General features: G+C 71.2%; 23 protein-coding genes, 1 tRNA gene and 1 pseudogene. 4 read left to right on the top strand and 21 right to left on the bottom strand.

Translation table 11 applies throughout. The features are described 5' to 3' along the window. Window positions 1-9 precede the first annotated feature (9 nt). The 6 genes and pseudogenes from QM772_RS06060 to QM772_RS06035 form a co-directional block, all read right to left on the bottom strand. Window positions 10-1318: pseudogene (locus QM772_RS06060) on the bottom strand (tryptophan--tRNA ligase). Further along, complete coding sequence (locus tag QM772_RS06055) at window positions 1315-1983, bottom strand: site-2 protease family protein (protein WP_415134555.1); 669 nt, start codon at window positions 1981-1983, stop codon at window positions 1315-1317. Before QM772_RS06055 ends, QM772_RS06060 begins: the two are co-directional and overlap by 4 nt. Window positions 1984-2010: 27 nt before the next feature. Beyond that, window positions 2011-2634: an L-threonylcarbamoyladenylate synthase gene (locus QM772_RS06050; protein WP_415134553.1), complete on the bottom strand. Its 624-nt coding sequence runs from the start codon at window positions 2632-2634 to the stop codon at window positions 2011-2013. 244 nt (window positions 2635-2878) lie between these two features. Continuing rightward, window positions 2879-3733 carry a 3',5'-nucleoside bisphosphate phosphatase gene (locus tag QM772_RS06045; RefSeq protein WP_415134551.1) on the bottom strand — a complete coding sequence of 285 codons (855 nt, stop codon included), beginning with the start codon at window positions 3731-3733 and terminating at the stop codon, window positions 2879-2881. A gap of 103 nt (window positions 3734-3836) precedes the next feature. Next, window positions 3837-4166, bottom strand: a complete 330-nt coding sequence (locus QM772_RS06040) for an RNA recognition motif domain-containing protein (RefSeq protein WP_415134549.1) — start codon at window positions 4164-4166, stop codon at window positions 3837-3839. Window positions 4167-4261: 95 nt separating this feature from the next. Then, the gene (locus QM772_RS06035; protein WP_415134547.1) at window positions 4262-4477 is read right to left on the bottom strand and encodes a hypothetical protein; all 216 of its coding nucleotides are present in this window, start codon (window positions 4475-4477) and stop codon (window positions 4262-4264) included. Window positions 4478-4798: 321 nt separating this feature from the next. On the opposite strand from QM772_RS06035, the gene QM772_RS06030 reads away from it, so the two are divergent. Then, window positions 4799-5404: a class I SAM-dependent methyltransferase gene (locus QM772_RS06030; protein ID WP_415134545.1), complete on the top strand. Its 606-nt coding sequence runs from the start codon at window positions 4799-4801 to the stop codon at window positions 5402-5404. Between the two features lie 13 nt (window positions 5405-5417). Here QM772_RS06030 and QM772_RS06025 read toward each other — a convergent pair whose 3' ends face one another. The 8 genes from QM772_RS06025 to QM772_RS05990 form a co-directional block, all read right to left on the bottom strand. After that, window positions 5418-6839, bottom strand: coding sequence for an amidase (locus QM772_RS06025; protein ID WP_415134543.1), 1422 nt, complete (start codon window positions 6837-6839; stop codon window positions 5418-5420). 78 nt (window positions 6840-6917) lie between these two features. Further along, window positions 6918-8408 carry an ABC transporter substrate-binding protein gene (locus tag QM772_RS06020; RefSeq protein ID WP_415134541.1) on the bottom strand — a complete coding sequence of 497 codons (1491 nt, stop codon included), beginning with the start codon at window positions 8406-8408 and terminating at the stop codon, window positions 6918-6920. Window positions 8409-8459: 51 nt separating this feature from the next. Next, window positions 8460-9257, bottom strand: a complete 798-nt coding sequence (locus QM772_RS06015) for an ATP-binding cassette domain-containing protein (protein WP_415134539.1) — start codon at window positions 9255-9257, stop codon at window positions 8460-8462. Next, window positions 9257-10267, bottom strand: coding sequence for an ABC transporter ATP-binding protein (locus QM772_RS06010; protein WP_415134537.1), 1011 nt, complete (start codon window positions 10265-10267; stop codon window positions 9257-9259). The genes QM772_RS06015 and QM772_RS06010 overlap by 1 nt, the downstream gene beginning before the upstream one ends. Window positions 10268-10461: 194 nt before the next feature. Next, window positions 10462-10950: a type II toxin-antitoxin system VapC family toxin gene (locus tag QM772_RS06005; RefSeq protein ID WP_415134535.1), complete on the bottom strand. Its 489-nt coding sequence runs from the start codon at window positions 10948-10950 to the stop codon at window positions 10462-10464. Further along, window positions 10947-11210, bottom strand: coding sequence for a ribbon-helix-helix protein, CopG family (locus QM772_RS06000; protein ID WP_415134533.1), 264 nt, complete (start codon window positions 11208-11210; stop codon window positions 10947-10949). Before QM772_RS06000 ends, QM772_RS06005 begins: the two co-directional genes overlap by 4 nt. A 34-nt stretch (window positions 11211-11244) precedes the next feature. After that, complete coding sequence (locus QM772_RS05995) at window positions 11245-12120, bottom strand: ABC transporter permease (RefSeq protein WP_415134531.1); 876 nt, start codon at window positions 12118-12120, stop codon at window positions 11245-11247. Then, window positions 12117-13085 (bottom strand): ABC transporter permease, encoded by a 969-nt coding sequence (locus QM772_RS05990; protein ID WP_415134529.1) that lies wholly within the window; start codon window positions 13083-13085, stop codon window positions 12117-12119. Before QM772_RS05990 ends, QM772_RS05995 begins: the two co-directional genes overlap by 4 nt. 100 nt (window positions 13086-13185) lie before the next feature. Here QM772_RS05990 and QM772_RS05985 point away from each other — a divergent pair, with 100 nt between their 5' ends. Beyond that, window positions 13186-13443, top strand: a complete 258-nt coding sequence (locus QM772_RS05985) for a YfhL family 4Fe-4S dicluster ferredoxin (protein ID WP_415134527.1) — start codon at window positions 13186-13188, stop codon at window positions 13441-13443. A gap of 66 nt (window positions 13444-13509) precedes the next feature. Here QM772_RS05985 and pth read toward each other — a convergent pair whose 3' ends face one another. The 7 genes from pth to QM772_RS05950 all read right to left on the bottom strand — a co-directional run bounded on the left by pth (window position 13510) and on the right by QM772_RS05950 (window position 19376). Further along, on the bottom strand, window positions 13510-14124 hold the full coding sequence (gene pth, locus QM772_RS05980) for an aminoacyl-tRNA hydrolase (protein ID WP_415134524.1): 615 nt from the start codon (window positions 14122-14124) through the stop codon (window positions 13510-13512). A gap of 75 nt (window positions 14125-14199) precedes the next feature. Further along, the gene (locus QM772_RS05975; protein ID WP_415134522.1) at window positions 14200-14826 is read right to left on the bottom strand and encodes a 50S ribosomal protein L25/general stress protein Ctc; all 627 of its coding nucleotides are present in this window, start codon (window positions 14824-14826) and stop codon (window positions 14200-14202) included. Between the two features lie 89 nt (window positions 14827-14915). Next, window positions 14916-15893, bottom strand: coding sequence for a ribose-phosphate pyrophosphokinase (locus QM772_RS05970; RefSeq protein ID WP_415134520.1), 978 nt, complete (start codon window positions 15891-15893; stop codon window positions 14916-14918). A 79-nt stretch (window positions 15894-15972) separates the two neighbouring features. Next, window positions 15973-16049, bottom strand: a tRNA-Gln gene (locus tag QM772_RS05965). Window positions 16050-16090: 41 nt separating this feature from the next. Next, window positions 16091-16945, bottom strand: coding sequence for a 4-(cytidine 5'-diphospho)-2-C-methyl-D-erythritol kinase (gene ispE / locus QM772_RS05960; RefSeq protein ID WP_415134518.1), 855 nt, complete (start codon window positions 16943-16945; stop codon window positions 16091-16093). 179 nt (window positions 16946-17124) lie between these two features. Further along, the gene (locus QM772_RS05955) at window positions 17125-17622 is read right to left on the bottom strand and encodes a lipoprotein insertase outer membrane protein LolB (RefSeq protein WP_415134517.1); all 498 of its coding nucleotides are present in this window, start codon (window positions 17620-17622) and stop codon (window positions 17125-17127) included. Next, window positions 17619-19376, bottom strand: coding sequence for a tetratricopeptide repeat protein (locus QM772_RS05950; protein ID WP_415134516.1), 1758 nt, complete (start codon window positions 19374-19376; stop codon window positions 17619-17621). Before QM772_RS05950 ends, QM772_RS05955 begins: the two co-directional genes overlap by 4 nt. A gap of 20 nt (window positions 19377-19396) precedes the next feature. Here QM772_RS05950 and mutM point away from each other — a divergent pair, with 20 nt between their 5' ends. Both mutM and QM772_RS05940 read left to right on the top strand, forming a co-directional pair. Next, on the top strand, window positions 19397-20218 hold the full coding sequence (mutM, locus tag QM772_RS05945; RefSeq protein WP_415134515.1) for a bifunctional DNA-formamidopyrimidine glycosylase/DNA-(apurinic or apyrimidinic site) lyase: 822 nt from the start codon (window positions 19397-19399) through the stop codon (window positions 20216-20218). Window positions 20219-20319: 101 nt separating this feature from the next. Further along, entirely contained in the window at window positions 20320-22284 is a 1965-nt protein-coding gene (locus QM772_RS05940) for a dynamin family protein (RefSeq protein WP_415134514.1), read from the top strand. The last annotated feature ends 64 nt before the right edge of the window (window positions 22285-22348 follow it).

The raw sequence follows: 22348 nt of genomic DNA, 5'->3' as shown, positions 1-22348 counted from the left end.
CTTAAAAGTTCACATTGCCGCGGCCTGCAACAGCTGCGTCAGTGCGCTGGCGACGTGATCGGCGGGTTGGCTGGCCGCCAGGTCGAGCTGCGGCGCCAGCGCTTGCAGCGCGCCCGCGCCTTCGGCCTGAAGGCGCTTGACCGCCTGCCCGGCCTCGCGCGGCGAGTCGAACGCGCGGCTTTGCAGCAGCGTGCGGCCGGCGGCGTCGGTCAGCTTGAAGTAGAAGCGCCCGTCGGTTTCGCGGTACTGCTTGAATACGGGCAGCGCCGACTTGCCGGCGGCCTTGGCCGGCGCGGCGGCGGCCTGCGCCGTCATGGCGCGCAGGCCGACGGCGTGGCGCAGCTCGCGGATGAAGGGCGTGGCCAGCGCGCGCGCCTTCTCTGCGCCGGCCCGCAGCAAGTGCTCGACTTCTTCAGGGTGGGCGATCAGGTGCTCGTAGCGCGCGCGCATGGGGCCGATCTCGCGGTCGATGCGCTCGAACAGCTGCTGCTTGGCGTCGCCCCAGGCGATGCCGTCGGCAAAGGCGCGGGCGAAGGCGGCGGCCTCGGCGTCGTCGGCGAAGGCGCGGTAGATCTGGTAGAGCGCCGAGCCCTCGGTGGACTTGGGCTCGCCCGGGGCGCGCGAGTCGGTGACGATCGACATGATCTGCTTGCGCATCTGCTCGCGCGGGCCGAACAGGGCGATGGTGTTGTCGTAGCTCTTGCTCATCTTGCGGCCGTCCAGGCCGGGCAGCAGGGCCACGTTGTCGTCGATCAGTGCCTCGGGCAGCACCAGGTGCTCGCCGTACAGGTGGTTGAAGCTGGCCGCCATGTCGCGCGCCATCTCGATGTGCTGGATTCTGGTCGCGCCCCACCGGTACCTGGTGGGCCTTGAACATCAGGATGTCGGCGGCCATCAGCACCGGATACATGAACAGGCCGGCGGTCACGTCGTTGTCGGGCTCGGCGCCGGCGGCCTGGTTCTTGTCGAGCATGGCCTTGTAGGCATGGGCGCGGTTGAGCAGGCCCTTGCCGGTGACGCAGGTCAGCATCCAGGTGAGTTCGGGGATCTCGGGGATGTCGGACTGGCGGTAGAAGGTGACGTGCTCGGGGTCCAGCCCGGCGGCCAGCCAGCTGGCGGCGATCTCCAGCGTGCTGCGCTGGATGCGGGCGGGCTCGTCGCACTTGATGAGCGCGTGGTAGTCGGCCAGGAAGTAGAAGCTCTGCACGCCCGGCCGGCGGCTGGCGCGCACCGAGGCGCGGATCGAGCCGACGTAGTTGCCGAGGTGGGGCGTGCCGGTGGTGGTGATGCCGGTGAGGACGCGGGTGGGAGCGGTCATTTCAGGAGGAATTCCAGCGGCGAGAGCACGATGCCCAGCAGGCCGAAGGTGAGTTGCATCAGGGGCCGCATCCACAGGTTGCTGATGACGCCGGCCACCACCAGGCCCATGACGATGAAGAAGCCCCAGGGCTCGATGCGGCTGAGCGCCATGGCCGGGCCGGCCGGCAGCAGGCCGACCAGGATGCGGCCGCCGTCCAGCGGCGGCAGCGGGAACAGGTTGAACACGAACATGATGACGTTGACCAGCATGCCGGCGCGGCACATCTCGATGAAGAAGCGCTCGGTCACGCCGGCGCCGGCCAGCAGGTACAGCAGCACGCCCCAGCCCAGCGCCATCACCAGGTTGGAGGCCGGGCCGGCCAGCGCCACCCAGACCATGTCGCGCTTGGGGTTGCGCAGGTTGCCGAAGTTCACCGGCACCGGCTTGGCGTAGCCGAACAGGAAATTGCCGCCGGTGGCGATGTAGAGAAACAGCGGCATCGCGATGGTGCCGATGGGGTCGATGTGCTTGATGGGGTTGAGCGTCACGCGCCCCAGGAAGGCGGCGGTGCCGTCGCCGTAGTGGCGCGCCACGTAGCCGTGCGCCGCCTCGTGCACGGTGATGGCGAACAGCACCGGCAGGGCGTAGATGGCGATGGTCTGGATGATGTTGGCGATGTCCACGGCGCGGATTGTCTCAGGTCGCGCCGTTCACAAGCCCAGCGCGGCCGGGTCGCCCCGGCCCCGGCGCAGCACTGCGGGCGCGTCGCCGCTCAGGTCCACCACGGTGGTGGGCTCGGCCGGGCAGGCACCGGCGTCGATGACGGCGGCGACCTGGCGCTCCAGCCGGTCGCCGATCGCCTCGGGGTCGTTCAGCGGGTCGGTCTCGCCGGGCAGGATCAGCGTGGTGGCCAGCAGCGGGGCGCCGTGCTGCTCGATCAGCGCCAGCAGCGCGGCATGGTCGGGCACGCGCAGGCCGATGGTCTTGCGCTGCGGGTGGCTGGCGCGGCGCGGCACCTCCTTGCTGGCCTCCAGGATGAAGGTGAAGGGGCCGGGCGTGCCGAGCTTGAGCAGCCGGTACTGCGCGTTGTCCACGCGCGCGTAGCTGGCCAGCTCGCTCAGGTCGCGGCACAGCAGCGAGAGGTGGTGCTTCTCGTCGATGCCCCGTATGCGGCGCAGCGCCTCGGCGGCGGCCTTGTCGTCCAACTGGCAGACCAGGGCGTAGCTGGAATCGGTGGGCACGGCCAGCACGCCGCCCTGCTGCAACAGGGCGGCGGCCTGCTTGAGCAGGCGCGGCTGCGGGTTGTCGGGGTGGACGCTGAAACGCTGGGCCATGGTATGAAAATGATAGCTGCTGGCGCTTGCTGCACAAGCGCTGGAGGCCGATTCTTCTTAAAAATCTCAGCGATCCACAGCACGGCGCGCCGCCCGCAGCGCATGAATCCCCAAGAGCCCTAAGGCCGCGGAGCAGGCCATGCCAGTGCACCCGTGGCCGGGGTCTCCCCGGCCAGTGGGTGCGCCCCCTTCAAGGGGGGTGGCGCAACAGCGCGCAGCGCGTGGAGCCTGGGGGTGGCCCATTTCAGTGAATGCGCGCTTGCAGCAGCGACCACACCGGGGTCAGGTCGCCCGGTAGTGGCGGCAGCATGCCCAGATCCACGTGGCTCTCGTCGGGGCTGTGGAAGTCGCTGCCGCGCGAGGCCGCCAGGCCGAATTCGCGCGCCATGTCGGCGTAGCGCAGCGCCTCCTGCGGCGAATGGGCGCCGGTCACCACCTCCACGCCCTGGCCGCCGTGCTGCTTGAACTCGGAGAACAGCGCGTATTCCTCGGTGGCGGTGAACTTGTAGCGCGCCGGGTGCGCGATGACGGCCACGCCGCCGCCCTGGGTGATCCACTTCACCGCGTCGCCCAGCCGCGCCCAGCGGTGCGGCACGTAGCCGGGCTTGCCTTCGACGAGGTACTTGCGGAACACCTCGGCCGTGTCGCGGCACACGCCGGTCTCGACCAGGAAGCGCGCGAAGTGCGGGCGCGCGATCAGGCGCGGGTTGCCGACGTACTTCAGCGCGCCCTCGTAGGCGCCGGGGATGCCGGCCTTGGCCAGTTGTTCGCCCATTTCGACGGCGCGCGGGCCGCGGCCGTCGCGCGTGTCGGCCAGGCCCCCGGCCATGCGCGGGTCGTTGTGGTCGAAGCCCAGGCCGACGATGTGCACCGTGACGTCGGCGAAGGTGACGGAGATCTCCACGCCCGTGAGGTAGCGCAGGCCGTGGGCGCGCGCGGCCTCCAGGGCCTCGGGCTGGCCGGCCACTTCGTCGTGGTCGGTCAGCGCCCACAGGTCCACGCCGTTGGCGCGCGCGCGGGCGGCCAGTTCGGTCGGCGTCAGCGTGCCGTCGGAGTTGACGGAGTGGCAGTGCAGGTCGGCGTTGAGGGGTGTGCTCACGAGGACATTCTACGGAGCGGCCGCCCTCGCGCCCTCGCGCGCCGCTGTGGCGGCGCCGGAAACAGGGCTATTGCCGCTGCTTCCGGGGCACGGCGCCTGGCGCTCAGTAGCTGCGGTTGCCGCCGCGGTAGCCGCCGCCACCGCCGCCGCGACGATCGCCGCCGCCGTAGCCGCCGCTGCGCGGCTCCATCGGGCGGGCGACGTTGACGGTGAGGGCGCGGCCGTCGACCGGCTTGCCGTTGAGGCCCTGGATGGCCGCCTGGGCTTCCGCCGGCGAGCCCATCTCGACGAAGCCGAAGCCCTTCGAGCGGCCCGAGTCGCGGTCCATCATGACCTTGGCCGAGGCGACTTCGCCGAAGGCCGCGAACTGTTGCTGCAGGGAGTCGTCGCGCATCGAGTAGGAGAGATTGCCGACGTAGAGTCTGTTTTCCATGAGTTTCTTTCTGAGATTCTCCGGGGCCCCGTGGCCTCGGAGGGCCCGCCTTGCGGGCGGGGTCGGGGAGAGGCCGGCAGGGCGCCGGCCCTGGTTCAGGCCAGTTGGTTGTCGAGCACCAGCCGGCGGCCCTGCGCCAGGGCGTAGCCCGTGGCGCGCACGGCGCTGTCGAAGAGCGGTATGAACCGGAACACCCGGTCGTGCATGCCGCGGCGGATGGAAACCGAGACGGCGTACTGGCCGGTCTCGGTGAGTTTCGTCATCGGGGTGACGAGGTATTTGCCCACTTCGTGGGCGCTTGCAGTCTGCATGAGATCGAAATCGGGGCCGCCAAGCGGCGGGCCTGGGTAGGCGCCCGCCCGGACGATGGCCGGAAGGCGCGTGGAATGAATCCGTGGAGGAAACGAAAACGGTCCGCGTGCTGTGTTCTGTGGAACGGACCGACGATAGGGCTCGCCAGGAGGGGATGACCGCGGGCCGGAGGAGACGGGAAACCGTTCGAGGCCGCGACCCGGGCAACCGGAGGCTGCGCAGGGTGTGCATCAAGGACCGAGGCAACGAGCACGCCGCAGTCGATGGCCTGGAGTGTAGCCGACTTCGGGGCGGGCGCGGTGGCTGCCATACTGCCGCCCATGGAATCCGCCAACGCCGATACCTTCGACGAAGCCTACTACCAGCGCTACTACTTCGACCGCAAGACCAAGGTGGCGGACCCGCAGCACGTTCAGCGGCTGGGCGCCTTCGTCTGCGCCTACCTGCAGTACCTGCGCGTGCCGGTGCGCAGCGTGCTGGACGTGGGTTGCGGCATCGGGCTGTGGCAAGGCATCGTGGCCCGGCACTTTCCGCAGGCCCGCTACCACGGCGTGGAGCTCAGCGACTACCTGTGCGCGCGCTACGGCTGGGCGCGTGGCTCGGTGGTGGACTACCCGGCCACGCAGCGGTTCGACCTCGTCATCTGCCAGGGGGTGCTGCCCTACCTCAGCCCGCCGGACCTGAAGCGCGCGCTGGACAACCTGGGCGCGCTGAGCCAGGGCGCGCTGTACCTGGAGGCCGTGGCGCGCGAGGACTACGAGCGCGACATCATCGACGAAGACCTGACCGATCCGCGCCTGTTCCGCCACCGCGCCGAGGTGTACCGGCGCGGGCTGTCGCGGCATTTCGTGCAGATGGGTGGCGGTCTGTGGCTGAGCCGGCAGGCCGGGGTGCCGGTGTTCGCGCTGGAGTGCGCGGCGGAATAGGGCGCTGGCCGGCTCAGGCGGCGGGCCAGGGCTGCTGCGGCCCGCGGATGCGCTCGAAGGCGCGCGCCACCTGCAGCACGCCCAGGTCGTCGAAGCGCTGGCCGACGATCTGCAAACCGATGGGCAGCACGGTGCCCGGCGTGGCGGGCGAATCCATATAGCCGCAGTTGAGCGACACGGCCGGCTGCTCGCCCATGTTGAAGGGCACGGTGAAGCCGATGTGCTCCAGCCCGCGCAGCGGGTCGTTGGTGGGCGAGGGCCAGTCGGCCGGCGCCGGGGCGTTGGGCGAGACGGGCGAGATGAGGTAGTCCAGCCCCTGCATGGCCCGCACGCTGGCCACGCGCGTGGCGTGGGTGGCGCTGTAGGCGCGGAACACGTCGGGGCCGCTCATGCCGCGCGCGCTCTCGGCCCAGGCGCGGATCACGGGCAGCACGGCCTCGCGCGCGGCGGGCGGCAGTGCATCCAGGTCGAGCATGGAGCGCATGCGCCAGAAGTGGTCCAGCCCGGCCAGCAGATCAGGCGTCATGAAGGGCGCCAGCGGGGTGACGATGGCGCCCTGCGCCTCGAACAGCTGCGCGGCGTGTTCCACGGCGACGCGGATGGCCGGCTCCACGGCCAAGCCGCAGCCGGCCTCCAGCAGCAGGCCGATGCGCAGGCCCTTCAGCGGCCGCTCCTCGCGCCACACCAGCGACCAGTCGATGGCCTGCGGCGGCAGCGCCATGCTGTCGCGCGGGTCGGGGCGGGCGAGCGCCTGCATCAGCAGCGCGGCGTCGTCCACGGTGCGCGTCAGGGGGCCGGCGGCGCGGCCCATGTAGGGCGGGTCGATCGGCACGCGGCCCAGGCTGGGCTTGAGGCCGACCACGCCGCACCACGCGGCCGGCAGGCGGATGGAACCGCCGATGTCGGTGCCCACGTGCAGCGGCCCGTAGCCCGCCGCCGCGCCGGCGCCGGCGCCGGCGCTGGAGCCGCCGGGCGTCAGCGCCTCATCCCACGGGTTGCGCGCGAGCTTGTGGAAGCTGGAGAGGCCCGAGGACAGCATGCCGTAGTCGGGCATGGTGGTCTTGCAGGCGATCACCGCGCCGGCTTCGCGCAGGCGCGCGGCGGGCGGCGCGTCGGCCTGCGCGGGCAGCAGCGGCACGGCGCGCGTGCCCACGGGCGTCGGGTCGCCTTGCGTGGCGATGTTGTCCTTCAGGGTGACGGGCACGCCGTCCAGCGGGCCCAGCGGCGCGCCCCGGCGCCAGCGCGCCTCGGCCGCGCGGGCCTGTTCCAGCGCCAGTTCGGGGCGCAGCAGCCAGGTGGCGGCGATGCGCGGCTCCCAGCGCGCGATCTGCGCCAGCACGTCCTGCGCCACCTCGACGGGCGAGAAGCGGCCGGCCTGGTAGCCGGCGGCCAGTTCGTGGGCGGACAGGGCGTGCAGGGCCGTGGTGCTGGGCATAGGGTGCTTTTATAAGGAAAAAAGGCCGCTAGCGCCCGTGCAGAAAGCGCTGGCAGCTATTGTTTTGGTAGCTTATGGTCAGCCCCAGGAAAGCGCCCCGACGTCGTTGACGAAGATCGGCATGTCCTTCCACAGCCCGTGCACGCCCTTCTTGGCGACGGTGATCCACTGCGGCTGGTACAGCCAGGCCAGCACGGCGTCGTCGGCCAGCATGTTCTGCGCCTCGCCCAGCAGCTTGTTGCGCTCGGCGGTGTTGGCGGTGGTCTTGATCCTGCTGTAGAGCGCCTTGAACTTGGGGTTGTCGTAGCCCCAGTAGTAGTCGGGGTTGGTGAAGTTGCCCAGGTCGAACGGCTCGACGTGGCTGATCAGTGTCAGGTCGTAGTTGTGCGGGCCGCCGTAGGTGTTGGCCAGCCACTGCGCCCATTCCACGTTCTGCACCTTGGCGGTGATGCCGATCTTGGCCAGCTGCGCCACGATCACCTCGCCGCCCTGGCGCGCGTAGGGCGGCGGGGGCAGCACCAGGGTGAGTTCCAGCGGCGTGGTGACGCCGGCCTCCTTGAGCAGGGCCTTGGCCTTCTCCACGTTGTAGGGGTTCATGCCGGTGGTGTCCACGTAGCCGGCGGCGCCGGGCACGTAGTGGCTGCCGATGGGCACGCCGTAGCCGTCGGCCGCGCCGGCAATGACGGCCTTGCGGTCGATGGCGGCGGCGATGGCGCGGCGCACGCGCACGTCGCTCAAAGGCTTGCGCTGGTTGTTGATGGCCAGCACGGTCTTGGCGCGCGAGCCGCTCACCACGAGTTGCAGCCGCGGGTTGGCCTTGAAGCGCGAGGTGCCGCGCGGCGTGACGCGCACGAACACATCCACGTCGCCCGCCAGCACGGCGGCCACCTGTGCCGCCGGGTCGCTGATGAAGCGGAAGGTGGCGCGCTTGATCTTGACGGCGCCGGGATTGCGGTAGCTTGGCGAGGCTTTGAGGGTGAGCGACGAGCCCTTGGCCCAGGCGTCCAGCACGTAGGGGCCGGTGCCGACGGGTTGGGTGGCGTTGCCGTCGGCGCTCTTGGGCTCGACGATGACGGCGGTGGCCTGGCCCAGGTAGAAGAGGAAGTCGGGGTCGGGCTCCTTGTTGATGACGACCACCGTGTGGTCGTCCAGGGCGCGCACGCTCTCCATGGCGGCGAAGGTGCGCTTGTCCTTGTTGGTGCTCTTCTCGCCGGCGGCGCGCTCGAAGCTGAACTTGACGGCGGCGGCGTTGAAGGGCTCGCCGTTGCTGAACTTCACGCCCTTGCGCAGGTGGAACGTGGTGGTGCGCAGGTCGGGCGAGACCTCCCAGCGCTCGGCCAGCAATGGGGTGACGCTGCCGTCGGCATTGATCTTGACCAGCGTTTCCAGCACGTTGTAGAGCATCGTCTCGCCGATGCTCGAAGCCGCGCCCGCGGTCGGGTCGAGGCCGGGCGTGGGCTCCAGCGTCATGCCCAGCACGATGGCATCGCGCCGCGACTGCGCGAAGGCGGGCAGCTGCGCCAGGGTGGCGAGGGCGGGCAGGGTCAGGGCGAAGTCGCGGCGTTTCATGAGGGCGGTCTCCTTGGGGGAACGGGGCGCGCGCATGGTAGCGCGAATGCTTCACGGGGGCACGGCGGCCAGCAGGGTGCGGGTGTAGTCGTGGCGGGGCTCGCGCAGCACCTGGCGCACGGGGCCCTGCTCGACGATCAGGCCGCCCTTCATCACCGCCACGTCGGCGCACAGGTGGCTGACCACGGCCAGGTCGTGGCTGATGAAGAGGAAGGTCACGCCGTGTTCGTCGCGCAGGTCGGCCATCAGGTTCAGCACCTGGGCCTGCACGGACACGTCGAGCGCGCTCACCGCCTCGTCGGCGACGATGAGCTTGGGCCGCGTGATCAGCGCGCGCGCGATGGCGACGCGCTGGCGCTGGCCGCCGGAGAATTCGTGCGGGTACTTGTCCAGCGCGTCGGCGCCGAGGCCCACGGCTTGCAGCATGGCGGCGGCGCGCTCGCGCTGCTCGGCGCGCGGGGCGCCCTCCAGCGCGGCGGCGGGTTCGGCCACGGTGCGCCAGACGCGGCGGCGCGGGTCGAGCGAGCCGTAGGGGTCCTGGAACACCATCTGGAAGCCGCGCCGCGCCGCGCGGAGTTCGCGTGTGTTCAGCGCATTCAGATCGCGCCCCTCGAACAGCACCTGCCCGCGCGTGGGCCGCTCCAGCGCCATCGCCAGCCGCGCCAGCGTGCTCTTGCCCGAGCCGGATTCGCCCACGATCCCCATGCTGCGTCCGGCCGTGACTTGCAGCGACACGCCCTTGAGCGCGTGCACCTCGGCGGGCGGGTGCAGCAGCGATTCGCGCGGCAGGCGGTAGCTCTGCGCCGCGTCGATCAATTCAAGCAAAAAAGGGCTCTGGCGCGCGTCCATCAAGCGCTGGCAGCTATCAAATCCGTAGAACCCAGCACCGCGTCGGCACGCCGGCAGCTGAACGAATGGGTGCCGGGCAGCTCGATCACCGGCGGCGTTTCGGTGAAGCAGGGCGCCTCGGTATACGCGCAGCGGCCGGCGAAGGGGCAGCCCGGCGGCAGGCTGAACAGCTCGGGCACGCTGCCGGGAATGGTCGGCAGCCGCTCGCTGCGGTGCGCCACCAGCCGGTGCGCCAGGCGGGGGCGCGCGGCCAGCAGCCCGCGCGTGTAGGGGTGCGCGGGGTGGCCGAACACCTCGTCGGCGCTGCCGCGCTCGACCACCGCGCCGCCGTACATCACCAGCATGCGCCGCACGTTCTGCGCCACCAGGCCGAGGTCGTGCGAGATCAGCACCAGCGCCATGCCGCGCTCGGCCACCAGCGCGCGGATCAGCGACAGGATCTGCTGCTGCACCGTCACGTCGAGCGCGGTGGTGGGCTCGTCGGCCAGCAGCACGTCGGGCTCGCAGGCCAGCGCCATGGCGATCATGATGCGCTGGCGCTGTCCGCCGGAGAACTGGTGCGGAAAGCTGTCGATGCGCCGCGCCGGCTCGGGGATGCCCACGCGCTCCAGCAGCGCGATGGCGCGCGCGCGCGCGGCGCGGCGCGTGAGGCCGCGGTGCAGCACCAGCGGCTCGGCGATCTGCGCGCCGACGCGGTGCACCGGGTTCAGCGCCGTCATCGGCTCCTGGAAGATCATGGCGATGCGCGCGCCGCGCACGCGCCGCCAGTCGCGTTCGCGCAGGCCGACGAGCTGCTCGCCCGCCAGCTTCAGGCTGCCGCTGACGGTGGCGTTGTCGGGCGCCAGGCCCATCAGCGCCAGCGCGGTCATCGACTTGCCGCAGCCGGATTCGCCGATCAGGCCCAGGGTGTCGCCGCGCTCCAGCGTGAAGCTCATGCCCTGCACCGCCGCCGCGCTGCCACGGTGGGTGCGCAGCGTGACGCGCAGATGGTCGGCTTGCAGCAGCGGCATGTCAGCTATTCATGGCGCAGCGCGCCACCCGCAGTTGATGAAACCGCGCGGTATTTCTCCCTCTCCCCTCGCGGGAGAGGGCCGGGGAGAGGGGGCGGTGATGCTCAAGGTGGCGCTGCGCTCCCCCTCTCCCCAACCTCTCTCCCGCGAGGGGAGAGGGGCTTGCAAACCGTGCGAAGCTGGGCTGTCTCATCTCAGCGCAGCAGATTGGTGAGAGGCCGGCCACGCGCGTCGCGGTAGACGTCGAAGTCGGCGTCGACGCTGAGGATGCGGCGCAGGCCCAGGCGCTCGGCGGCCTCGGCGATGGAGGCGTCGGCCAAGTCCAGCGGCAGGTCGGCGAAGCGCTGGGCGATGCGGCGCATCTGCGCCAGGCTGGCCTCGGCGGGCGCATCGACGCGCAGCGCGCCGCGCTCCACCCACAGCAGAAAGTCCAGCGCCGCCTGGTTGTGCACGCGCCGCGCCAGCAGGGCGCAGACTTCGGTCAGCACGGGCCAGGTGCTGACCAGGGCGACGTCGGGGTGCGCCTTCAGCCACGCCGCCACCGGGGCGTGCCAGTGGTCGGCGGCGTTGAAGAGGGCCAGCAGCGGGCCGCTGTCCACCAGCACCTGGCCGCGTGGCGTGACGAGCCAGCGCGCGGGCGGCTCGGCGACGTGCAGCGGCGAGGGGCCGTGGCTTTGGCTCATGTCGCCGCGCGGCGCGCGTGCTTCTCTGCCCACACGTCGCCCGCGTGGGTGCGGCGCGCGGCGGCCAGGTCGGCCGGGCCGGCGTGGCGGCCGAACAGGTCGGCGCCCAGCGACCAGGCCGAGGCCGGCGCGGCGGGCGTGCTGGCGAGGTAGGCGGTCAGCGCGTCGCGCATGACCTCGCTGATGCCGCGGCCCGCGGCGGCGCAGTGCTGGCGCAGCGACTGCTCCAGCTCGGGCGGGAGTTTGACGGTGGTGGTCATGGCAAGGTCGATAAAGTAATAAATGAAGTATTACTTATCTGGCGGGATTGCGCAAGCGCGGGTCCAGCAGGTCGCGCAGGCCGTCGCCCAGCAGGTTCAGGCCCAGCACCGCCAACGCGATGGCCAGGCCCGGCCAGACGGCCAGCAGGGGGGCGTCGAACATCAGCGTCTGCGCCTCGGCCAGCATGCGGCCCCAGCTGGGCTGCGGCGGCTGCGTGCCCAGGCCCAGGTAGGACAGCGCCGCCTCGGCCAGGATGGCGACGGCGAAGCGGATGGTGGCCTGCACGATCAGCACCGCCGTGATGTTGGGCAGCACGTGCTGCCAGGTGATGGCCCAGGGGCCCTTGCCGCCGGCGCGGGCGGCCAGCACGTAGTCGCGCGACCACACGGCGTTGGCGGCGGCGCGGGTGATGCGCGCGAACGCCGGCACGTTGTAGATGCCGATGGCGACGATGGCGTTGCCGATGCCCGCGCCGTACGCGGCGGTGAGCATGATGGCCGTCAGGATGGCCGGAAAGGCGAAGCCGAAGTCGGCCACGCGCATGATCAGCTCCTCCACCCAGCCGCGCCGCGCCGAAGCCAGCAGCCCCAGCGCCGTGCCCACCAGCAGGCCGATGCCGACGGCGATCACGCCCACCTGGATCGAGGCGCGCGCGCCGACCAGCAGCAGCGAAGCCACGTCGCGCCCGAAGGCGTCGGTGCCCAGCCCGTGCGCGGCCGAAGGCGGCAGCAGCTTGGCGTCCATGTCCACCTCGAACACCGAGTACGGCGTCCACAGGTACGACAGCCCGGCCGCCAGCAGCAGCAGCGCGGTCAGCACGCCGCCGATGGCGAAGCCCGGGTGGCGGCGCGCGCGCTGCCAGAAGTTGGGCGCGGCGCGCGGGGTGGGGGCGGGGGGGGCGGCCGTCACAGCTCGTGCGCCTTTACACGTGGGTCAATGACCGCGTACAGCACATCGACCACGAAGTTCACCACCACCACCATCCCCGCCAGCAGCATCACGCAGTTGCGCACCACGATCACGTCGCGGTTGGCGATGCTCTGGAAGATCAGGCGCCCCAGGCCCGGCAGGTAGAACACGTTCTCCACCACGATGGTGCCGGCCAGCAGCTCGGCGAATTGCAGGCCCATCACGGTGATGACCGGGATCATCGCGTTGCGCAGCACGTGGCCCCACAGCACGGCGCGGCGGCTGAGGCCCTTGGCGCGGGCGGTGCGCACGAAGTCCTCGCGCAGCACCTCCAGCACCGCCGAGCGGGTGAAGCGCGCCAGGATCGCCGCCTGCACCACCGCCAGCGCCACGGCGGGCAGGATGAGCGCCTTCAAGCCCTCCCACAGCCCGGCCCACACGCCGTCGTCCCAATACCATCCGTCGAAGCCGCCGGCCGACAGCCATTGCAGCTTGACCGAGAACAGCAGGATCAGCAGGATCGCGAACCAGAAGTTGGGGATCGCCATGCCGGCCTGCGCCAGCGACATCAGCCCCACGTCGGCGGCGCTGTTGTGGCGCGCGGCGGCGATCACGCCCACCAGCAGCGCGAGCACGGTGGTCAGCAGCATGGCCAGCACGGCCAGCGGCACGGTGAGCGTCAGGCGCTCGGCGATCAGCTCCGACACCGGCGAGCCGTAGCTGTACGAGTTGCCCATGTCGCCGCGCAGCAGGCCGCGCATCCAGTCGGCGTAGCGGGCGGGGGCGGGGCGGTCCAGGCCCAGCTCGGCGGCTTTGGCGGCCACGGCGGCGGGGTCGGCGTCGGGCCCCATCAGCACCTGGGCGGCGTTGCCCGGCAGCACCTCCAGCACCGCGAACACGATGACGCTGGTGGCCGCCAGCGTGGCCAGCAGCGTCAGCAGGCGCTTGAAGAGAAAGTAGCTCATGCGGGCTCGCGGGGTGCGCCGCATTTCAACACACCGGGCAGCTTCTTTGCGGCGGCCGGATAATCAGGCTCTCGTTTCCTTCCGCCGGAGCCCCTCAACCATGGCGCTGATGATCACCGACGAGTGCATCAACTGCGACGTCTGCGAACCCGAATGCCCCAACCAGGCGATCTCGATGGGCGCCGAGTTCTACGAGATCGACCCCGGCAAGTGCACCGAATGCGTCGGCCACTTCGACGAGCCGCAGTGCGTGCAGGTGTGCCCGGTGGAATGCATCCCCGTCAACCCGCAGCAGGTGGAAGACAAGGAAACGCTTTGGCGCAAGTACCGGCGGCTGATGGCCGATCAACCGGTCTGAGGATTACAAGCCAAATAGGCCTCCAGCGCCCGTCCAGCAAGCGCTGGCAGCTATCAAATCAGTAGTTCAGGCCGGCGGCGCGGTAGGCCGGGGCGGCTTGGGGCGCGGTGGCTTGTCGGTGTGAATGGTGAGCGTGGCGCGCGCCATCTCGCCCGCCACCAGGTCGGGAAATGCCTTGACGCCGCGGTCGATGGCCTGCTCCAGCGCGATGCGCTCGTCGAGCGGCGCCTTGCGCAGCACCCAGCCGAGCACTTCCGATTTCTGCCCTGGGTGGCCGATGCCCAGGCGCAGCCGCCAGTAGTCGGGGCTGCCCAGCTTGGCGTGGATGTCGCGCAGGCCGTTGTGCCCGGCGTGGCCGCCGCCCTGCTTGAGCTTGGCCTGGCCGGCCGGCAGGTCGAGTTCGTCGTGCGCCACCAGGATCTCCTGCGGCGCGATCTTGTAGAAGCGCGCCAGCGCCGCCACCGACTGGCCCGACAGGTTCATGAAAGTCATCGGCTCCAGCAGCCAGACGGCGCGACCCTGCACGCTGGCGCGCGCCACCAGGCCGTGGAAGCCCCGCTCGTCCGCCAGTTGCACGCCCAGCGTGCGCGCCACGGCGTCGATCCACCAGAAGCCGGCGTTGTGGCGCGTGGCCTCGTACTCGGGGCCGGGATTGCCCAGGCCGACGAAGAGTTTGATCATGGGGGCGGATTATCCCTATGCAGGAAAGAAAACGGCCCGCGCGAAGCGGGCCGTTCGGCTAGGAGAGAAGAGCGCTTACTTCTTCTCGCCCTCGGCCGGCGCGGCGGCAGCAGCTTCGCCCTCGGCCGGCTCCTCGGCCACGGGGCCGACCACCGAGACCAGCACGGTGTCCTCGGCCGAGTGACCGTGCAGCACGGCTTCCACGCCCTTGGGCAGCTGGATGTCCTTGAGCGTCAGCGTGGTGCCCTTTTCCAGCTTGGAGAGGTCCACGTTGATGGCTTCCGGCAGGTCGGCCGGCAGGCAGGAGACTTCCAGCTCGTTCAGGATGTGGTTGACCAGCGCCTTGTCCAGCTTCACCGCAGGAGACTCCTCCTCGCCGCTGTAGTGCAGGGGGATCTTCATGTGGATCTTCTGCTTGGCGGACACGCGCTGGAAGTCCACGTGCAGCACCTGCTGGCGGAACGGGTGGATCTGCAGATCGCGCAGCAGCACCTGGCTGGACTTGCCGGCCAGTTCCATGTCGAGCACGGTCGAGTGGAAGGCCTCCTTCTTGAGGGCCTGCCACAGCGCGTTGTGGTCCAGCTCGATCAGTTGGGGCTCGCCCTCACCGCCGTAGACAATGCCCGGCACCTTGCCGGCATTGCGCAGACGGCGGCTCGCACCCGTACCCTGCTTTGCGCGCTCGAAAGCGACGAATTTCATGTTGCACTCCTTGTGAGCCCACCGCGACCAGTGCGGCTCGGGTTGAAAAAGACTGCTGGCCCATGCGTGGGGGCAGCCGGGAAAAGTCCCTAGAACAGGTTTTCCTGCTCCTGGAACAGACTCATCACCGATTCGCCGCGCGCGATGCGCTGGATCGTCTGCGCGATCAGCGGCGCCACGGAAAGCTGGCGAATCTTGCCGCAGCGCGACGCGGCGTCGCTGAGCGGAATGGTGTTGGTGACCACCACCTCGTCGAGCGCGCTGCCTTTGGAGATGCGCTCGATGGCGGGGCCGGAGAAGATCGGGTGCGTGCAGTAGGCGTACACCTTCTTGGCGCCGCGCTCCTTCAGCACTTCGGCCGCCTTCACCAGGGTGCCGGCGGTGTCGATCATGTCGTCCATGATCACGCAGTTGCGGCCCTCGATGTCGCCGATGACGTGCATCACCTCGCTCACGTTGGCCTTGGGCCGGCGCTTGTCGATGATCGCCAGGTCGCAATTGAGCTGCTTGGCCAGCGCGCGCGCGCGCACCACGCCGCCGACGTCGGGGCTGACGACCAGCAGGTCCTCGTAGTTCTTCTGCCGCAGATCGCCCAGCAGCACGGGCGAGGCGTAGATGTTGTCCACCGGGATGTCGAAGAAGCCCTGGATCTGGTCGGCGTGCAGATCCATCGTCAGCACGCTGTTCACGCCCACGGCCTGCAGCATGTTGGCCACCACCTTGGCCGAGATCGGCACGCGGGTGGAGCGCGGGCGGCGATCCTGCCGCGCGTAGCCGAAGTAGGGGATGACGGCGCTGATGCGCTCGGCCGAGGCGCGCTTGAGCGCGTCGACCATGATCAGCAGCTCCATCAGGTTCTCGTTGGTCGGCGCGCAGGTGGATTGCACGACGAAGATGTCGCGCGCGCGCACGTTCTGCTTGATCTCGACCGTGACCTCGCCGTCGGAGAAGCGCCCCACGTCGGCCGCGCCCAGCGCGATGTGGAGGTTGCCCGCGATCTCGGCGGCCAGCGCGGGGTTGGCGTTGCCGGTGAACACCATGAAGTCGGGGGTGGGAGACGTCTGCATGCGTTTTCCGACAAATCAGGTGTTCGGTGCGGTACGGCCCGGGGGCGCGTTCGGCCGCGCGCGCCCCGGAACAACGGTTTGGCAGGGGAGGAAGGACTCGAACCCTCGCATGCCGGAATCAAAATCCGGTGCCTTAACCAACTTGGCGACTCCCCTACGCCGGTTGCCGGCCTGGACCAAGGCCAGGCCAGCCACCTTCAATCGCTGCCTTCGGCCCAGCCGCCGAGCGGATGGGCTTCCAGGCTGCTGCACAAACGCACCTGCCAGTCCTGCGGTGCCTGTACGCCGGCCACATCGGCGGCGGTTTCAGGCACCTGGGCGAACACCGCGCTGCCCGAGCCGGTCATTCTGCCTACCAGCCCCTGCTGCGCGAGCAGATCGAGGGCCTGGGCGACCTGCGGGCAAAGCCGCTCGGCGACCGGCTGCAGGTCGTTGCGGCCAAAGCCGTGCGGGTTTGCAGCAAAGCCTGCGATTGTAGCAGGCTCGGCATCGCGTTTCAGTCCGGGTGCGCCAAAAATGGCCGCGGTCTCAAGCCCCTGCGGCGGTTTCACCACAAGAAAGCGCGTGGCGGGCAGCGCCAGCGGCCGCACCTGCTCGCCGATGCCCTCGACCCAGCCGTGGCTGCCGTGCAGGAAGAAGGGCACGTCGGCGCCCAGTTGCAGGCCGATGCGCGCCAGTTGGCCAAGGGTCAGATTCAGGCTCCACAGCCGGTTGAGCGCCAGCAGCGTGCTGGCCGCGTCGGACGAGCCGCCGCCCAGCCCGGCCTGCGCCGGGATGCGCTTGTGGATGCCGATGTGCGCGCCGTCGCGGCAGCCGCTGGCCTGCTGGAGGGCGCGGGCGGCGCGCAGCACCAGGTCGTCGGGCGGCAGCGCGCAGCCGAGGTCTTCGCGCGTGAGGGCGCCGTCGGCCCGACGCTCGAAGTGCAGCGTGTCGCACCAGTCGATCAGCGCGAAGGCCGATTGCAGCAGGTGGTAGCCGTCGGCGCGGCGGCCGGTGACGTGCAGGAACAGGTTCAGCTTGGCCGGCGCCGGCACGTCGTGGAGCGCGCGCACGTCAGTTGTCCACGGCGCCGCACCACCCGCAGCGCATGAAACCCAAAGAGCCGGAAGGCCGCGGAGCAGGCCAAGCCCGTGCGCTCCTGGCCGGAGTTTCCCCGGCCAGCGGGCGCGCTCCGTCGAGGGGGGATGCCGCAGCATCGCGAAGCGAGTGGAGCAACGGGGGTGGGCTCATTTCAGCGGTCCAGGACGACGCGCAGCTCGGCCGTGGGCAGCGGCATCAGGCGGCGCGCGGTCAGGCGGCCATCGGGCAGGCGGCTCAAGTCGGTAGCCCAGCCCTCCACGGCCTGCGGCGTGCCGTTCAGCCAGCCGAACAGGGCGCGCACGGGCAGCGGGGTGCCGGTGACGGCGGCGGCCAGTTCGTCCAGCGAGGCGAAGCTGCGCGTCTGCCCGGCCTGGCGCAGCAGCGCCTGGCCGGGCCGCCACTGCATGACGGCGAGCGTGCTGCCCAGCGGCGAACTCAGGCTGAGCTCGCCCGCCTGGGGGTTGCCGAGCAGGGTGAAGCCGGCCGAATACGACTGCGGCGGTTCGCTGTCCACGGTCAGGCCGAGGCGGCCGGCCCAGTGCTCGGATTTTTTGTCAAAAGTGCCTCCAGCGCCCGTCTGGCTTGCGCAGCCAGCTATGAATAAAATAGCAATCAACAGGCCGGCCCAGGCGGCCGAGCGTGCCCTCACGGGGTCACCTGCAGGCGCTTGAGGGTCTTGACGAGCGTCTCGTTCTCGGGGTCCAGCCGCTGGCCGTCGCGCCAGGCGGCGCGGGCGGCGTCGTGTTCGCCCAGCGCCCAGAGCACCTCGCCCAGGTGGGCGGCGATCTCGGGGTCGGGGCGTTTCTTGTAGGCCGCGGCCAGGATGCGGCGCGCTTCCTGCGGGCGGCCCAGGCGGAACTCGAGCCAGCCCAGGCTGTCCTGGATGAAGCTGTCGTCGGGCGAGAGCTGCACCGCTTTCTCGATCAGCTCCTTGGCCTCCTGCAGGCGCAGGCCGCGATCGGCCAGCGAATAGCCCAGCGCGTTGTAGGCGCTGGCGGACTTCGGGTTGAGCTCGATTACGCGTCGCAGCAGGCGCTCCATGTCGGGCAGGCGGCCTAAGCGCTCGGCGGCCATGCCGGCGTCGTAGAGCAGGGCTTCGTCGTCGGGGTCGGTCTTCAGCTCGTCGGCCAGCATCTGGTAGGCGGCCTCGGGCTGCTGGTGGTCGCGCAGCAGCTGGGCCTCGGCCAGCAGCTTGTTGCGGGCGTCTTCGGGCTGGGCCTCGGGCGCCGCGCGGATGGCCTGGCGCGCCTCGTCCAGCTTGCCCTGGCGGGCCAGCATCTGGGCGCGCCGCAACTGCGCGGCCAGGGCCTGCTCGGGCGAATCGACCTGCTGGAGCAGTTGTTCGGCGGCGGCCAGGTCGCCGCGCCGCTCGGCGATGCGCGCCAGCATCATGCGGGCCTGGCTGCGGCTGCCTTCGCGGTCCATGCCGGGCTGTCCGGCCTCGGCGTCGGCCAGTTGCAGGAAGCGGCGCAGCGCCTGCTCGGCCTCGCCGTCGCGGCGCTCGTCGGCGAGCAGGGCGCCCTTCACCAGCCAGCCCTCGGGGTAGCCGGGCTGCTGGCGGTTCAGCACGTCGAGCTGCGCGTGGGCGTCGGCCGGCCGGCCGAGATCGACCAGCACGCGGGCGTAGCCGATGCGCACCTCGGGCTTGGCCTGCGGGCTTTCGAGATAGCGCTGGATCAGCGCCTCGGCGCCCGGCACCTGGCCGTCGGCCAGCAGTTGCAGCGCCAGCAGCGCGGGCCATTCGGACTGCGCGCTGGCCGCTTGCCCCAGGGTGGCGGCCGACTGCGCGCCGGCCTTGTCGCCGGCCTGCAGGCGCAGCCGGCCCACGGACGTCCAGGCGGCGGGCGCCAGGGCGGGCGACTTGAGGGCGTCCGCCAGCGCGGCTTCCACCGTGCGGGCGGCCTCGGCGCGGTCCGGCACCCGCTGGTAGAGCGCCGGCAGCGCGGCGATGAAGGCGTCCTTCTCGTCGGCGGGCAGGGCGGCCAGCAGCTCGCGCACCGGCGCCTCGGTCTCGGCCACGCGGCCGAGCACGATGAGCACCTGCAATTCGTAGCGCGCCGCTTCCGCCGAGCCGGGGTGTGCCTGGCGCCAGGCGCGGGTGGTGTCCAGCGCCGCCGGGCCCGAGCGCGACTGGATCGCCATCTCGGTGGCGCGCTTGAAGAGCGATTCGTCCCCGGTGCGGCGCGCGGCGTTCAGCAGCCGGGCGGTGGCGTTCTGGGCGTCGCCTTCGCGGAAGACCAGCTCGCCCAGCAGCAGCTCGTACAGCAGCCGCGCGTTCATGGATGACTGCGCGGGCGGCGCGGCGGAGGCGGGGGGTTGGGGCGGGGCCGGCGCCTGGGACAGCGCGGCGGGGGTTGCCATCGCCAGCACCAGGCTGGCCAGGACGCAACGGTAAGACTTCATCGACCCATAATAATCCAGCCATGCCTGAATTGCCTGAAGTCGAGGTCACGCGGCGCAGCTTCGCCGAGCGCATCCGTGGTGCGCGCGTGCTGGGCGCGCGCCTGGGCAAGCCGCTGCGCTGGCCGCTGGGGCTGGAGGAGCCCGCGCACCTGGCCGGCCGCACGGTGCTGGACGTGGGGCGGCGCGGCAAGTACCTGCTGCTGCGGCTCGACCAGGGCGTGCTGCTGCTGCACCTGGGCATGTCGGGCAGCCTGAGCTTCCAGCCCGACCCGCCGCCGCCCGGCCCGCACGACCACTTCGACCTGCACACCAGCCAGGGCGTGCTGCGCCTGCACGACCCGCGCCGCTTCGGCGCCGTGGTGTGGTCGCCCGCGCTGGACGCCGATCCGGCGCGCCGGCTGCTCGCCACGCTGGGCGTCGAGCCGCTGGACGACGGCCAGTTCGACCCGGGCGCGTTCCATGCCGGGCTGAAGGCGCGGCGCGCGCCCATCAAGCAGGTGCTGCTGGCGGGCGACGTGGTGGTGGGCGTGGGCAACATCTATGCGTCCGAGGCGCTGTTCCTGGCCGGCATCCGGCCCACCGTGCGCGCCAGCCGGCTGTCGCGTCCGCGCGCCGACCGCCTGCACGCCGCCATCCGCGAGGTGCTGGCGCGCGCGGTGGAGCGGGGCGGCAGCACGCTGCGGGATTTTTCCAGCGCCACGGGCGAGAGCGGGCATTTCCAGCTGGAAGCGGCGGTCTACGGCCGCGCCGGCCAGCCCTGCGTGCGCTGCGGCGCGCCGCTGCGGCAGATCCGCCAGGGGCAGCGCTCCACCTTCTTCTGCCCGGCCTGCCAGCGGCCCTGAAGCCAACTCGTTCACGCGCGGCCGCGGATGGCGCGCCCGGGCCGCCGAATGGCGCCGGACGCCGGTGTAATATGCCGCGCATCTTTCCGAGGGGCGCACAGGTGGCGGCAGGTTTCAACGAGCAGTTCGACCGGCACGGCGCCTGGCGCCGCGAGATGGGCATGCGCCTGAAGGTGCTGGCCGACTGGCTGCGCGAGCAGGAGCTGCTGGACGACGGCTCCGAGGAAAGCGTGCAGCGCCTGGCCGAGCAGCTGCGCGCCGACAAGGTCATGGTCGCCTTCGTGGCCGAGTTCTCGCGCGGCAAGTCGGAGCTGATCAACGCGGTGTTCTTCGCCGGCTACGGCCGCCGCATCATGCCCGCCAGCGCCGGCCGCACCACCATGTGCCCCACCGAGCTGGGCTACGACGCCGGCCTGCCGCCCTGCCTGCGCCTGCTGCCCATCGAGACCCGCCTGCAGCCCCAGGCGCTGCTGGACTGGCGCCAGGTGCCCGAGAAGTGGACCCGGGTGGACCTGGACGTGAACGACCCGGCCCAGCTGGCCGGCGCCATGGAGAAAGTGTCCGAGGTGCTGCACGTCAGCCAGGACGAGGCGCGCGCGCTGGGCTTCTGGCACGACGACCGGCCGGACGACAACCCGCCCGTCGACGCCGCCGGCGCCGTCGAGGTGCCGCGCTGGCGCCACGCGCTGATCAACATGGCGCACCCGCTGCTCAAGCAGGGCCTGGTGGTGCTGGACACGCCGGGCCTGAACGCCATCGGCGCCGAGCCCGAGCTGACGGTGAACCTGATCCCGCAGGCGCAGGCGGTGGTGTTCATCCTGGGGGCGGACACGGGCGTGACCAAGTCCGACCTCACCATCTGGCGCGAGCACCTGGCTTCGGTGGACGACGGCCTCGGCACGCGCTTCGTGGTGCTCAACAAGATCGACACCCTGTGGGACGAGCTGAGCACGCCCGCCCGCATCGAGGCCCAGATCGCGCGCCAGTGCGCCGAGACCGCGCACACGCTGGAGCTGCCGCCCGCGCAGGTGATCGCGTTGTCGGCGCAGAAGGGGCTGCTGGCCAAGGTGCGCGGCGACGACGGGCTGCTGGCGCAGAGCCGCCTGCCGCCGTTCGAGCAGCTGCTGGGCCGGCAGGTGCTGGGCGCGCGGCAGTCGGTGCTGCAGGGCGCCATCCGCGCCAGCGTCGGACGCCTGCAGGCCGACGCGGCCCGCACGCTGGGCGCGCGCCGGCGCGAGCTGGCCGAGCAGGCGCTGGAACTCAAGGGCCTGCGCGGCAAGAACCACGTGGTGATCCGCCAGATGCGGCTGCGCGTGGAGCAGGAGAAGGCCGAGTTCGACCGCAGCGCCGCCAGCGTGCTGGCCGTGCGCACCGTGCACATGAAGCTGCTGCGCGAGGTGTTCAAGCTGCTCGGCAGCTCGTCGATCAAGAAGGAGCTGGCGGGCCTGGCCACCATGCTGCGCGAGTCGGGCGTCAAGTTCGGCGTCAAGCGGGCGTACGCGCACGGCTTCGACAACCTGCGCGGCGTCATGCGCAGGGTGCAGATGCTCGAAGGCGAGATCCACGAGATGCTGACCAACGCGTTCCGCCAGCTCAACGCGGAATACGGCTTCTCCCTGCAGGCCGCGCCGCCGCCCGACATGGCGCGCTTCGAGAGCGACCTGGGCGCGGTCGAGCGCAGCCACTTGCAATACCTGGGCGTGGGCAACATCGTGCAGCTGGCCCGGCCCGAGTTCGCCGAGAAGCTGCTGCGCGCCCTGGTGGCGCGCGTGCGCTCGATCTTCGAGACCGCGCTGGGCGACATCGAGCTGTGGAACAAGTCCTGCTCCAGCCAGCTCGACGCGCAGCTGCGCGAGCGCCGGCGCGCCTTCGGGCGCCGGATCGAGGCGATCCAGCGCATCCAGGGCGCCGCCGGTGAGCTGGACGGGCGCATCGCCGAGATCGGCGAGCAGGAGGCCGCGCTGGAGGCGGCGCAGCGGCGCCTGAGCGGCCTGGCGCACGAGCTGCAAACGTCCGACCTCGACGCGCCCGCGCCCCACCCGCAGCCCGAGGCCGCGACCGCGTGAGCGGCGCCCGGCCGCCCGAAGCCGCTCGCACCGCAGCGCGCCAGCGCGAAGGTGGCCCGTCCAG

Origin of the sequence: Ottowia sp., from assembly GCF_047601385.1 — a bacterium.
Classification (GTDB): domain Bacteria; phylum Pseudomonadota; class Gammaproteobacteria; order Burkholderiales; family Burkholderiaceae_C; genus Ottowia.
Note: the sequence above shows the minus strand (reverse complement) of the source record. Positions and strands in the feature narration are given on the sequence as shown.

Bases quoted from the DNA above. Each gene is read 5' to 3' on its own strand.
- QM772_RS06005 (WP_415134535.1), bottom strand. From the start codon at position 10,950: ATGAGCCAAAGCCACGGCCCCTCGCCGCTGCACGTCGCCGAGCCGCCC.
- QM772_RS06020 (WP_415134541.1), bottom strand. From the start codon at position 8,408: ATGAAACGCCGCGACTTCGCCCTGACCCTGCCCGCCCTCGCCACCCTG.
- QM772_RS06010 (WP_415134537.1), bottom strand. From the start codon at position 10,267: ATGCCGCTGCTGCAAGCCGACCATCTGCGCGTCACGCTGCGCACCCAC.
- pth (WP_415134524.1), bottom strand. From the start codon at position 14,124: ATGATCAAACTCTTCGTCGGCCTGGGCAATCCCGGCCCCGAGTACGAG.
- QM772_RS06035 (WP_415134547.1), bottom strand. From the start codon at position 4,477: ATGCAGACTGCAAGCGCCCACGAAGTGGGCAAATACCTCGTCACCCCG.
- mutM (WP_415134515.1), top strand. From the start codon at position 19,397: ATGCCTGAATTGCCTGAAGTCGAGGTCACGCGGCGCAGCTTCGCCGAG.
- QM772_RS06050 (WP_415134553.1), bottom strand. From the start codon at position 2,634: ATGGCCCAGCGTTTCAGCGTCCACCCCGACAACCCGCAGCCGCGCCTG.
- QM772_RS05990 (WP_415134529.1), bottom strand. From the start codon at position 13,085: ATGAGCTACTTTCTCTTCAAGCGCCTGCTGACGCTGCTGGCCACGCTG.
- QM772_RS06040 (WP_415134549.1), bottom strand. From the start codon at position 4,166: ATGGAAAACAGACTCTACGTCGGCAATCTCTCCTACTCGATGCGCGAC.
- QM772_RS06025 (WP_415134543.1), bottom strand. From the start codon at position 6,839: ATGCCCAGCACCACGGCCCTGCACGCCCTGTCCGCCCACGAACTGGCC.
- QM772_RS06015 (WP_415134539.1), bottom strand. From the start codon at position 9,257: ATGGACGCGCGCCAGAGCCCTTTTTTGCTTGAATTGATCGACGCGGCG.
- QM772_RS05985 (WP_415134527.1), top strand. From the start codon at position 13,186: ATGGCGCTGATGATCACCGACGAGTGCATCAACTGCGACGTCTGCGAA.
- QM772_RS06000 (WP_415134533.1), bottom strand. From the start codon at position 11,210: ATGACCACCACCGTCAAACTCCCGCCCGAGCTGGAGCAGTCGCTGCGC.
- QM772_RS05975 (WP_415134522.1), bottom strand. From the start codon at position 14,826: ATGAAATTCGTCGCTTTCGAGCGCGCAAAGCAGGGTACGGGTGCGAGC.
- QM772_RS05950 (WP_415134516.1), bottom strand. From the start codon at position 19,376: ATGAAGTCTTACCGTTGCGTCCTGGCCAGCCTGGTGCTGGCGATGGCA.
- QM772_RS06030 (WP_415134545.1), top strand. From the start codon at position 4,799: ATGGAATCCGCCAACGCCGATACCTTCGACGAAGCCTACTACCAGCGC.
- QM772_RS05970 (WP_415134520.1), bottom strand. From the start codon at position 15,893: ATGCAGACGTCTCCCACCCCCGACTTCATGGTGTTCACCGGCAACGCC.